Annotated in this window: 9 protein-coding genes; 2 read left to right on the top strand and 7 right to left on the bottom strand. The window is 62.8% G+C overall.

Annotated features, from left to right (window positions below; translation table 11 throughout):
• Positions 1 to 41 precede the first annotated feature (41 nt).
• The 5 genes from GWP04_07440 to GWP04_07420 are packed head-to-tail and all read right to left on the bottom strand — an operon-like array spanning position 42 to position 7,835.
• Positions 42 to 1,574: a DUF3459 domain-containing protein gene (locus GWP04_07440; GenBank protein ID NIA25389.1), complete on the bottom strand. Its 1,533-nt coding sequence runs from the start codon at positions 1,572 to 1,574 to the stop codon at positions 42 to 44.
• A gap of 10 nt (positions 1,575 to 1,584) precedes the next feature.
• Complete coding sequence (locus GWP04_07435; protein NIA25388.1) at positions 1,585 to 4,113, bottom strand: plasma-membrane proton-efflux P-type ATPase; 2,529 nt, start codon at positions 4,111 to 4,113, stop codon at positions 1,585 to 1,587.
• 5 nt (positions 4,114 to 4,118) lie between these two features.
• The gene (locus GWP04_07430; protein ID NIA25387.1) at positions 4,119 to 5,891 is read right to left on the bottom strand and encodes an AMP-binding protein; all 1,773 of its coding nucleotides are present in this window, start codon (positions 5,889 to 5,891) and stop codon (positions 4,119 to 4,121) included.
• Between the two features lie 52 nt (positions 5,892 to 5,943).
• The gene (locus GWP04_07425) at positions 5,944 to 7,065 is read right to left on the bottom strand and encodes a CoA transferase (GenBank protein ID NIA25386.1); all 1,122 of its coding nucleotides are present in this window, start codon (positions 7,063 to 7,065) and stop codon (positions 5,944 to 5,946) included.
• Positions 7,065 to 7,835, bottom strand: coding sequence for an SDR family NAD(P)-dependent oxidoreductase (locus tag GWP04_07420; protein ID NIA25385.1), 771 nt, complete (start codon positions 7,833 to 7,835; stop codon positions 7,065 to 7,067). The genes GWP04_07425 and GWP04_07420 overlap by 1 nt, the downstream gene beginning before the upstream one ends.
• A gap of 109 nt (positions 7,836 to 7,944) precedes the next feature.
• Here GWP04_07420 and GWP04_07415 point away from each other — a divergent pair, with 109 nt between their 5' ends.
• Positions 7,945 to 8,655: a DUF541 domain-containing protein gene (locus GWP04_07415; GenBank protein ID NIA25384.1), complete on the top strand. Its 711-nt coding sequence runs from the start codon at positions 7,945 to 7,947 to the stop codon at positions 8,653 to 8,655.
• Between the two features lie 2 nt (positions 8,656 to 8,657).
• Here GWP04_07415 and GWP04_07410 read toward each other — a convergent pair whose 3' ends face one another.
• Positions 8,658 to 9,152 (bottom strand): ligand-binding protein SH3, encoded by a 495-nt coding sequence (locus tag GWP04_07410; GenBank protein NIA25383.1) that lies wholly within the window; start codon positions 9,150 to 9,152, stop codon positions 8,658 to 8,660.
• Between the two features lie 233 nt (positions 9,153 to 9,385).
• Complete coding sequence (gene ychF / locus GWP04_07405) at positions 9,386 to 10,459, bottom strand: redox-regulated ATPase YchF (GenBank protein ID NIA25382.1); 1,074 nt, start codon at positions 10,457 to 10,459, stop codon at positions 9,386 to 9,388.
• 68 nt (positions 10,460 to 10,527) lie between these two features.
• Here ychF and GWP04_07400 point away from each other — a divergent pair, with 68 nt between their 5' ends.
• Complete coding sequence (locus GWP04_07400) at positions 10,528 to 11,523, top strand: NAD(P)H-dependent glycerol-3-phosphate dehydrogenase (GenBank protein NIA25381.1); 996 nt, start codon at positions 10,528 to 10,530, stop codon at positions 11,521 to 11,523.
• Positions 11,524 to 11,540 lie beyond the last annotated feature (17 nt).

The raw sequence follows: 11,540 nt of genomic DNA, 5'->3' as shown, positions 1-11,540 counted from the left end.
AAGGTCGGCGGTCGAGGCACGAGGAACACGGAGGCGAGCCGTCAAAGCTCGATGATCACGCCCTCGTTCGGACGCAACTCGTGCTGCATGCTCCGCCCGTCCCGATCGAGGCCGGTGGAGAGCAGCACCGTGCCCTCTGCATTCACGGTGCGGGGTTCGGCCTCGAAGTTCAACGCGACGACGAACCGGTCCGGGCCCAGCGAACGTTCGTACACGAAGCACCCTGGCGGCGCATCGAGCGATCGATACACGCCGGCCTGAAGCGCCGGCGTTCGCCTGCGAAGCTCGAGCAGCTTCCGGTAGAGCCCGAGGATCGAAGTGGCACCCTGAACCGCAACGCAGCGCTGCCGGCTTCCCTCCGCCACGGGAAGCCATGGAACACCGTCGGTGAAGCCTGCATGTGGGCTCGCGTCCCACTCCATGGGTGTTCTGCACCCGTCCCGCCCCATCCCCGGCATTTGCCTCCCCCACGGGTCCTGCTGCAACTGCGGGGGGATGTCGACCTGCTCCATGCCGAGCTCGTCGCCGTAGTAGAGCGTCGGCGTCCCGCGCAGCGTCAGCAGCAGCATCGCGGCCACCCTGGCTCGCTCGGATCCGAGCCGAGTGGCGACACGCGGCATGTCGTGATTCCCGAGGACGTAGTTGGGCCGGCCCCCTCGCGGGACAGAGCCGTCGCACGCGTCGACCAGGCGGCGTATCACGCCGGCATTCCATGGTGCGTGCAACAGCGTGAAGTTGAACGGCATGTGCAGCTCGTCGAGATGCCGCCCGTAGTACGAGGCCCAGCGTCCCCAATCAGGTTCGTGAATCTCGCCGATGGAGAACCTCGCAGGTTCGTAGGAGTCGAGGACCGAGCGAATCTTCTTGAACTCCGCGTGCACGTCCTCGTGGGCTCTGCTTCGCAGCGGTTCGTCGGCCGGCGGCTCGGGATCATCGCGAAGCCCAGGATCCTTCATGATGAAGTCGACGACATCCATCCGGAAACCGTCGACACCACGGTCGAGCCAGAACCGGAGCGTGTCGAGCATCGCCGCTTCGACCGCAGGGTTCCGCCAGTTGAGATCCGGCTGCTCCCCCAGAAATGAGTGCAGGTAATACTGCTGCGTGTGCTCGTCCCACTCCCATGCCGGACCGCCGAACACGCTCTGCCAGTTGTTGGGCAGCGATCCGTCCGGTTTCGGGTCGGCCCAGACATACCAGCTGCGCTTCGGATCATCCCGGGAAGATCGTGACGCCTCAAACCACGGGTGCTGATCCGATGTGTGATTCGGCACCCAGTCGATGATCACCTTCAGTCCCCGCTCGTGCGCTTCGGCGAGAAGCCTGTCGAAGTCGTCGAGCGTTCCGAAGATCGGATCGACGTCGCAGTAGTCGGAGACGTCGTACCCGAAATCGGCCATCGGTGACGGATAGAACGGTGACAGCCAAAACGCATCGACGCCAAGAGTGTCGCTCAAGTAGCCGAGACGCCGCCGGATGCCTTCCAGGTCGCCAATCCCGTCGCCGTTGGAGTCCTGGAAGGACCGCGGGTAGATCTGATAGATGACGCCTGTCTGCCACCAGCGCCGGCTCATCGTCGCCCCGTCATGCTGCGCGACGATCATCTCCGACACGGCGCTGCCGGTGGGGGCCGACGTGTGAGAACAACGACCGGTTCAGATTGCGGACGAACCGCCTGCTGTGCCGGTCTCGTCGGTCCAAGCGGGCGTAGACCGCCATCTTCACTGCATCCGTCACGAACGCGAAGAGGATTGCGTACCCCCAGATCAGACCGATCGCTCCCCACGAGATCGGCGTCACGAGACCGAACCCGTAGGCGACGAGCAGCGTGGCCGCCAGTTTCGTCGCGATCGCCGACCAGATGACGATTGGCGCAGGATACGGCTTCTTCAGCCAGAAGCCCCTCGTCCGGGCCACGAAGAGCGCCAGGTGACCGGCAACCGCCATCTTGAGGAACACGAATGTCTGTACCTGACCCGTGTCCAACTTCAACCACTTGAGTGCGAGCAGCAACATCAAGAAGCTCCCTGTCATCCCGACCATGCCCATCGCGCTGGCGACAGAGATGACGCGACGCATGTTCCACCTGACGGGGTTGGGAGCAACGTCGGTGTGGTCGTAGGCGATCGTCATGATCGGAACGTCATTGAAGAACGCGAGGAGAATGATCATGATCGCAGTGATCGGATAGAAATCGAACGCGATCATCGTCGCTACCACGAACACCATGATGCGAACCGTCTCGCTGATCCGATAGATCGCGTACGAATTCATGCGCTCGAAGATACGCCTGGCCTCCTCGATCGCCTTGGCGATCACCGATAGGCCCGGCGCCGTCAAGACGAGGGCGGCGGCAGCCCTTGCTGCTGCGGTAGCACCGGACACGGCGATACCCACCTCGGCTTGTTCGAGAGCCGGGGCATCGTTCACCCCGTCACCCGTCATTCCAACCAGATGTCCTCGTTGTTGAAGCGCCTTGACGATGCCGTACTTGTGCTCGGGAAAGACCTGTGCGAATCCATCCGCCTCCTCGATCGCCCGCGCCGTCTCCTCACTGATGTGCTCCACACCGTCCTTGAGCAGCTCGTCTGCAACGAGGATGTTCTGTCCCAGATGCAGCTCACGGGAGATCTCACGCGCGATGGAGAGGTTGTCGCCCGTCACCATCTTCACGGCGACGCCCTCCTGTCTCACCTTCTGGATCGTGGCGTCCGAATCCTCACGCGGCGGGTCGGAAAGCGGGAGAAGACCGAGGAACTCCCACGTGTCGCCATCGGTGGTCCTTGCCACCCCTAGCGTCCGATATCCCTTGCCGGCCAGCTCATCGATCTGCTGCCGTACCGTGCTCTGCACCTTTTCATCGAGACGGCAGAGACCCAGGATCACCTGTGGCGCCCCCTTGGTCACCTTGAACGACCGGCCGGACCCGTCCACGACCGTCGCCTCCGTACGCTTGCCGATCGGATCGAAAGGCATGAACGCCTTCTGCGTGTATCCCTTCAAGACGCCTGGATCCTTCAATCCACCGATGACCGCCATGTCGATCGGATCCTGGTTTTCCAGCTCGGAGGCCAAAGCACCGGCAAGAGCCAGCTCGCTTTCATCATGACCATCCGCGACGAGAGGTTCGCCCAATGTCAAGACATTCTGTGTCAACGTGCCCGTCTTGTCGGAACACAGGATGTCGATGCCGGCCATCTCCTCGAGCGACTGCAGCCGAGTGACGATGGCCTTCATCCTGGAAAGCGCCATCGCACCGACCGCCATCGTCACAGAAAGCACGGCAGGCATGGCGACCGGGATCGATGCCACCGTCAGGATCAACGCGAACTGGACGAGCTGGACGACGTCCGATCCTCGAAACAGCTGAACCACGAGCAGCACCGCGACGAGTGCAAGGCTGACATAGATGAGAAAATCACCGATCTGGAGCACAGCTTTCTGGAAGTGCGAGACAGCCCCTGCTTCTTGGACGAGCGCGGCGGTCTTGCCGAAGTAGGTCCCTGTCCCCGTGGCAACCACCAGGGCGACCATCTCCCCTTGCTTCGCAACAGAACCGGAGAAGGCGACATCACCAGGTTTCTTCGTGACGGGGAGAGACTCGCCGGTCAGGGCCGACTGGTCGACGCTGAGGTACTGCCCATCGAGCAGCTTCACATCCGCAGGGATGATGTCTCCCAGTCTGAGCCTCACGATGTCACCTGGCACGAGGTTCTCGGCGGGAACCAGACTCCATGTCCCGTCTCGCTTCACCTGTGCCTGAAGAGCGAGCTCCTGTTTGAGGGCTGCGACTGCATCTTCAGCCTTGTGCTGCTGCCAGAACCCCACCACCGCGTTGAAGAGCAGCAAGATCACGATGATCACGAAATCGGTCCAATGACGGACGAGAGCAGACAGGACGGCGGCGATCTCGATCATCCACGGAATCGGCCCCCAGAAGTACGACAGGAATTGGAGAAGCGGGCTGACCTTTTGCTCCGGCAGAGCATTCGGTCCGTACTTCTCGAAACGCTGCTGTGCTTCGGACGATGTGAGGCCGTCGGGGCTGGTCGACAGGGCCTGAAACAACGCTTCAGGCTCTTCCTTCTCCGCATCGTTGACACTCATCGCCATGTGGATCAGCTCCCGTAGATGTCGTCGATGATGTGGCCGTACTTCTTGCCGACGAACGACCGCTTTACTTTCAGGGTAGGGGTGAGTTCGCCGCTACCAATGGTGAAGTCGGCAGGAAGAATCCGAAACTGACGGATCGACTCGGCCTTCGAGACCGCCTTGTTTGCCTCTGCCACCGCTGCTTCGATCTCCGCGACGAGCTCGGGATCGTCGCTGAGACCGGCTTCGGGTTTCCCGCGCTGCTCGGCCCACACGGCCACCGTTTCGGGATCCAGCGTGATGAGCGCGGCGATGAAGGGTTTCGCGTCGCCGACGACCATGCACTGACTGACCAGCGGATGAGCGCGCAGACGGTCTTCGAGCACTGACGGCGCCACGTTCTTGCCGCCGGTAGTCACCAGGATCTCCTTCTTCCTCCCGGTGATACGCAAGTAGCCGTCGTCGTCGAGGTCACCGACATCTCCGGTATGGAACCACCCGTCGGAGTCGATCGCCTCTGCGGTAGCAGTCTCGTTGTTCCAGTATCCGCGAAAGACACAGCCGCCTTTGAGAAGGATCTCGCCGTCGTCCGCGATCGCCACCGCCATACCCGGCGTAGGCCGGCCGACGGTACCGATCCGAATGCTGTCCGGCCGGTTGAAGAACGTGGCTGCCGTGGTCTCGGTGAGTCCATAGCCTTCGAGAACAGTCAGGCCGATACCTTTGAAGAAGTGGCCGAGGCGCTCGCCGAGGGCCGCGGCACCCGAGATCGCATAGATGAGATTGCCACCGAACACGTCACGGATCTTCTTGTATACCAACCGGTCGAAGAAGGCGTGCAGCAGCCTCGTCTGAAGCTCTGGCGCCTCCTGGGACGAGTAGTCGATCGCGACCTTGGCAGCAGCGTCGAAGATCCTGCCTTTGCCCTCGGCGTCCGCCTTCTGCTTGGCCGCGTTGTACACCTTCTCGAAGACTCTCGGAACCGAGAACACCCACCGCGGGCGAAAGAGGGAGAACTCCTCCACCAGGTTCTTCATCCCGGTGGAATAGCCGATCTTGACTCCTGCAGCGATGCACGCGACCTGCACGACTTGAGCGAAGCTGTGGGCGAGAGGCAGGAACACGAGTGTCGAGTTCTCCGCCTTGAACAGATCCGGCAGGGTGGAGACCACATTGCGCACCGTGAAGATGAAGTTGTAGTGGGTGAGTTCGCATCCTTTCGGACGCCCGGTGGTGCCCGAGGTATAGATGAGCATGGCGAGATCCTCGTGTGAGATCCCGGCCGTTCTGCGTCGAACCTCCGCACGTGCCGATTCCCCCGCCGTAGCCCCGAGCGTTCCGAATCCCGCGTCCTCGATGACGAAGACGTGTTCACATGCGGCCAGATCGGCAGACACTTCGTCGTACACCGACCGCAGTTGCTCGTTCTCGCAGAAAAGGGCGACGCTTCCACTGTCGCTCATGATCCACTCGACCTGCTCCGGAGAAGACGTCTCGTAGATCGTGACGAGCACTGCACCTACGGCCCAGATTGCGAACTGGACTACCGTGTACTCGAGCCTTGTCGCCGAGAACACGGCCACCCGGTCGCCCGGGCGAATCCCCGCCTCGACCAGGGCGGCGGCAATCCGGTTGATCCGGTCCACGGCATCACGGGTCGAAACGTCAACGAAGCGATCCCCGTCTCGGTACGCGAGGGTAGGAGCGTCGGGACGCGTGTCCGCTCTCACGAGAAGCGCACTCAAGGCGTTGTCGGTTGGAGCGATCTTGACCTCGCCGGGACTCCTGTACTGCCGCATCTCACCTCTCCCTTGGGGGTAAAGGCACGATAGCGAGAGCCCGAAGCTCAGCTCAAAAGACGACTCGCCCTGAGTGAAGTGCAGCGATCTCCTCGCTGCGAAAACCGAATGACTCCAGTACCTCATCCGTGTCCTGACCTGGTGCCGGGACCGGCCCGGGGATGTCGACGGCAGTGCGGCTGAATCGAGGTGCAGGGGCCGGCTGGACCTTGCCCTCTACTTCGACGAATGTGTCTCTGGCACGGTTGTGCGGATGTGTTGGAGCCTCATCGAGTGAAAGCACGGGTGCCACACACGCGTCTGCGGTCTCGAAGACGGCAGTCCATTCCGCACGCGTCCTCGCTGCGAAGATCCCTTGGAACAGCTCCCTCATCCGGGGCCACTGCGACCGGTCGTACTGGTTCGGAACAGACTCGGCGTCGAGACCGAGCCGGCCGAGCAGCTCAGTGAAGAACTTCGGTTCCAACGCTCCGACAGCCATGTAGTTGCCGTCTGACGTCTCGTACACACCGTAGAAGGGTGCGCCGCCGTCGAGCAGATTGTCGCCGCGATGCTGCGACCACAAGCCTGCCGACACCATGCTGTGGACAAACGTCGTCAGCAGCGCCGAGCCGTCGACCATTGCCGCATCGATCACTTGGCCTCGACCGCTCCGGGCTGCTTCGAGAAGGCCTGCGAGCATGCCGACGGCCAGCAGCATCCCCCCGCCGCCGAAGTCGCCGAGCAGATTGAGTGGCACGACGGGAGGTCCGCCGACAAGTCCGATCGGATGCAGAGTGCCGGACAGCGCGATGTAGTCGATGTCATGGCCGGCGACCGATGCCAACGGCCCCTCCTGGCCAAAGCCGGTCATGCGCCCGTAGACGAGCTGCACGTTGCGATCCAGGCACGCATCCGGTCCGATTCCGAGACGTTCGGCGACACCGGGGCGAAAGCCCTCGATCAGACCGTCTGCCTGCTCGACGAGCCTGAGGATGAGAGCTGCGGCTTCGGGATGCTTGAGGTCGACGGCGATCGAGGCCCGGCCCCGGTGCAGGAGCTCCGGATATGACGGAGGGTCGGGCCTCTCGACACGCACGACATTCGCCCCCAGATCGGAGAGCACCATGCCACAGAAAGGACCTGGCCCGATCGAGCCGATCTCGATGATGGTCACACCGTGGAGGGGACCCATCAGCGCGGGCCGAGTCTGGCTGCAGCGTCGAGGCGGATCACTTCCCCGTTGAGCAGAGGAATCTCGGCGATGGCAACGATCAGCGCTCCAAGGTCATCCGGAGTGCCCAGTCGCTTCGGAAACACGTGAAGCTTCGTGAGTGCGGTTCTGATCTCCTCGCTCACCACGCCCAACATCGGCGTGTCCATGATGCCGGGAGCAATCGCCACGACCCTGATGCCCAACGACGCGAGATCACGGGCGAGCGGCAACGTCAGCGATACGATGCCGCCCTTCGATGCCGAATACGCCGCCTGACCGACCTGGCCTTCGAACGCGGCGATCGAGGCGACATTGACGATCAGTCCTCGTTCGCCCTCCTCGTTCGGCTCATTGCCCTGCATCGCAGCCGCAGCTCGGCGAGTGACGTCGAAGAGTCCGATCAGGTTGACATCGATGACCGCCCGAAACCGGTCCAGAGGGAACACGGACCCATCCCGTGCCACAACACGATGACCGGCGATGATCCCCGCAGCGTTGACACAGATGTCGACGCGTCCGAAGGTTTGAACGACGGCCCCGACCGCGGCCTCGACAGAGTCCGTATCGGTGACGTCAACAGGGATGAAGACCGCATCCGATCCAAGATCGTGCGCCACTTCGGATCCTTTTGAGGCGGGCAGGTCCAGGATCGCTACTCTCGCTCCCCTCTCGAGCAGCTTCCTCGCCGCCCCGGCGCCAAGCCCACCGGCACCACCCGTGACCAACGCAACCGCTCCTTCGATCTGCATCTCAACCACCTCCTGTCGCTACTTGAACCCCGCGCATAATCAGTATGCGAGCCTACTTCGGGAACCAGACTGAGCCGCAATGTCGTCTCATCACCGAAAGGAGTTCCCCATGCGCCATATCCTGATCGGAGCAGTCGCGGTATTGCTGCTGAGCGCGTGCACGCCGGACGTCACGATCACGAACGCCTCGGCTACCGCGCCGCAAGGAATCAAGGTCACCGGACAAGGTGAGGTGGGCGGAACCCCCGACACGCTCACGATCGACCTGGGGGTGAGTGTCCGCGGTGACTCCGTTACCGAGGCCGTGCAGGAGGCAGCCGTTCTGGCCGACCGGCTCATCGCTGCGCTCGAAGATGGCGGTGTCGCCGAGCAGGACATCCAGACCGTCAACTACTCGATCTTCCCCGAGTACGACTACCGCAACGACGCCCGCATACTGCTGGGCTACAGGGTGACGAATACCGTCTCGGCCAAGATCCGGGACATCGCAACAGCCGGCTCCGTCATCGACGCTGCCACCTCCACAGGCGGGGACGCCGTACAAGTCTCCGGGGTACGGTTCTCACTCGAAGACAACGAATCTCTGCTGGAAGCAGCCCGAGAGCGGGCATGGAAGGATGCACGGGCCAAAGCAGAGCAGCTCGCAGCGTTGTCTGGGATGACGTTGGGGCCCCCGACGTCGATCAGCGAAACGGTGACAACCCCACCTGCCCCGATGTTCCGGACTTCAGGCGAACTCGAAGCAGCGGCAACACCGATCCAGCCGGGCTCTCAGACGGTCACGGTAACGCTGAGTGTCGAGTTCTCGATCTCGGATTGATCTCAATTGAAGACGGCTACGCCGGCCACCGTGAGTAATGAGACGACGACACCGGCGATCAGCACCCCGACTGCGATGAGCGCCGTCGCTTTGCGACGCTCCACTCCGAACACGAACGCGGCCAGTGCACCGCTCCATGCCCCTGTAATCGGCAAAGGAATGGCTACGAAAGTGATCAAGGCAAGTTCGCGCAAACGGTCGAAACGCCCGGTATGACGGCGCCGTGTGTGGGCGAAGAGACGGTCGAGAATCCGGTGCAGCCAGCCCCAATGGTCCTCCGCCCATGCGGTAACCGGCCCGAGAAGCATCAGGATGAATGGGACGGGGATGATGTTGCCGATCACCGACCAGAGGAATGCCTGGGCCACCGGCATGTCGAACGCATGCACGGCGAACGGGATCGAGAAGCGAAGCTCGAAGACCGGTAGCGCAGCCAGCAGGAGCACTGCCAGCGGCTCAGGGAAGTGCCGGGCGAACGATTCGAGTGTTTCCTGCATGGATGCAGTATTGCGCTCCGTCGGCCTTTTGACACGTTTGCGCAGGGATTACTACGATCTAACTGTCGGGTGTTACCCGCACCCGGCACCCCAACAAGCGCATTGGGCTGCGAGTATGGACTCCCTGGCGCCTGCTCGACAAAACGGCCCTTTGTGGCTCTTCGCAAGGAGAGCAACGAGGCTCCGGCTCTACCCCCTTGCCGGAGCCTCGCCCTATCCGGATCCAAAGGGACTCAGACCGAGAAGCGGACCACGATGACGTCGCCCTCGCGCATCACGTAGTCCTTGCCCTCGACCCGCACGACACCTGCGTGCTTGGCGGCGTCCCATCCGCCGGCGGCAATCACCTCGGCGATCGGAGCGATTTCCGCTCGGATGAATCCTCGCTCGAGGTCAGAGTGGATCTTGCCCGCAGCTTCGGGTGCTCTGGCTCCTGCTCGTACCGTCCAAGCGTGAGACTCCTTGGGTCCGACCGTGTAGAAGGTCAGCAGCCCAAGTGCGCCGTAGGAGGCCCGCACCATCTCCGCGAGGGCGCCTTCGCCCATTCCGAGACCCTCAAAGACTTCTCTCCGATCCTCCGGATCCAACCGGGCCGCCTCGGCTTCGATCTGTGCGGAAAGCGCAACGACCGTGTCGCCGCCGGGCACCAGCGCCGAGACGTCTCGAACGAGAGCATCAGGATCAGGTTCCTCCTCACCAACGTTCACCACCCACACCGCCGGGCGCAGTGTCAGCGGAGCGAGATCCCTGAACGCGTCGCGTTGGGCGTCAGACCACTCTCTGGCGCGCAGTGGCCTCCCCTCCCCGAGAAACTCTGCCGCCTCGGCGATCGCCTCGGCAGCACGTTTCTTGGTGGCGTCCGCAGAAGCTTCTTTGGCGATACGCGGCCTGCGGCGTTCGAACACGTCCGCGTCGGCCATCGTCAACTCGAGCAGGAGCTCCTCCGCCTGTGCAGCGGCATCGGTACCGGATTCATCGGACGGTACTCCCTCATCGTCGAAGGCCCGCAACACCATGACGAGCCCCTCCACCTCCCGCAACCTTCCGAGGAACTGCGATCCGAGACCGCTGCCGTGTGCTCCCATGGCCGGAAGGTCGAGAAGCTCGAGCACGGCATGCACGACCTTCTTCGAATCCTCGATCTCGGCCGCCGCCTCCAGGGCCGGGTCGGGAATCGAGGCGACCCCGATGTTCGGAGATATCGTCGAGAACGGATGGGGCGCGGTCGCCGCGTCGAGTCCCGTGAGCGCGTTGAACAGTTCCGTCTTACCTACGTTCGGGAACCCGACGATGCCGAGGCGTGCCATGTCCGTGCACTGTAGCTTTGATCCCGACAAGCCAAACCGCACGACTACGGTGGACCCAAAGAGGTGTGATGAGAGTCTCGGTGATCGGAGCAGGTTCCTGGGGAACGACCATCGCAGCTCTTGCCGCGCGTGAACATCCGACGTACCTGTGGGCTCGGCGTCCTGAGCTCGCGGAGGCGATCACCGCGACAGGCGAGAACCCGGACTACCTCCCGAGGCACCGGCTTCCGTACGGCCTGCACGCCACCAGCGATCTGTCCGAAGCCGTCGACGGCACAGACGTGATCGTCATGGCAGTGCCCTCACACGGATACCGGACCGTCATCGAGGCCATGGCAGGGCTGATCTCTGCGGAGACACCTCTTCTCAGCCTGACCAAAGGGATCGAACAGGGCAGCCTGCTGCGCATGACCGAAGTGACCAACCAAGTGCTCCAAGACCATGATCCGTCGCGCGTTGGCGTGCTCACCGGCCCGAACCTGGCTGCCGAGGTGATGGATGGACAGCCGGCGGCAACGGTGATCGCCATGCAAGACGAGGAACTTGCTCGCCGGCTTCAAGACCTGTTCATGGGTCCCACGTTTCGGGTCTATACCAACGATGACGTGATCGGCTGCGAGACCGCAGGCGCGCTCAAGAACGTGATGGCAATCGCTGCCGGTATGTCCGAAGGTCTCGGGTTCGGCGACAACAGCATGGCGACACTGGTGACACGTGCCCTCGCCGAGCTGACACGACTCGGTTCGGCCATGGGAGGACAGCCGAGGACCTTCGCAGGGCTGGCCGGCATGGGCGACCTGATCGCCACGTGTGTTTCCGCCAAGAGCCGGAATCATCGGGTCGGTGTGCAGCTCGGCCGAGGATGCAAGATCGACGACATCATCGCCGACATGAACATGGTTGCCGAAGGGGTCAAGACCACGAAAGCCGTGTTGGACCTTGCGAGCCGGTACAGCGTCGAGATGCCGATCGCGACCCAGGTGGGTCAGGTGCTGTACGAGGGAGAGAGCCCGCGAGAGGCCGTGCTCAACCTGATGACACGAGCGGCGAAGGCAGAAACCTGATTCCCTGTCACGGTGAG

The sequence above is a fragment of the Gammaproteobacteria bacterium genome (genome assembly GCA_011682695.1).
In the GTDB taxonomy this organism is placed as follows: domain Bacteria; phylum Actinomycetota; class Acidimicrobiia; order Spongiisociales; family UBA4744; genus BMS3Bbin01.
Note: the sequence above shows the minus strand (reverse complement) of the source record. Positions and strands in the feature narration are given on the sequence as shown.

Bases quoted from the DNA above. Each gene is read 5' to 3' on its own strand.
- GWP04_07435 (NIA25388.1), bottom strand. From the start codon at position 4,113: ATGGCGATGAGTGTCAACGATGCGGAGAAGGAAGAGCCTGAAGCGTTG.
- GWP04_07400 (NIA25381.1), top strand. From the start codon at position 10,528: ATGAGAGTCTCGGTGATCGGAGCAGGTTCCTGGGGAACGACCATCGCA.
- GWP04_07415 (NIA25384.1), top strand. From the start codon at position 7,945: ATGCGCCATATCCTGATCGGAGCAGTCGCGGTATTGCTGCTGAGCGCG.
- GWP04_07410 (NIA25383.1), bottom strand. From the start codon at position 9,152: ATGCAGGAAACACTCGAATCGTTCGCCCGGCACTTCCCTGAGCCGCTG.
- GWP04_07440 (NIA25389.1), bottom strand. From the start codon at position 1,574: ATGAGCCGGCGCTGGTGGCAGACAGGCGTCATCTATCAGATCTACCCG.
- ychF (NIA25382.1), bottom strand. From the start codon at position 10,459: ATGGCACGCCTCGGCATCGTCGGGTTCCCGAACGTAGGTAAGACGGAA.
- GWP04_07425 (NIA25386.1), bottom strand. From the start codon at position 7,065: ATGGGTCCCCTCCACGGTGTGACCATCATCGAGATCGGCTCGATCGGG.
- GWP04_07430 (NIA25387.1), bottom strand. From the start codon at position 5,891: ATGCGGCAGTACAGGAGTCCCGGCGAGGTCAAGATCGCTCCAACCGAC.
- GWP04_07420 (NIA25385.1), bottom strand. From the start codon at position 7,835: ATGCAGATCGAAGGAGCGGTTGCGTTGGTCACGGGTGGTGCCGGTGGG.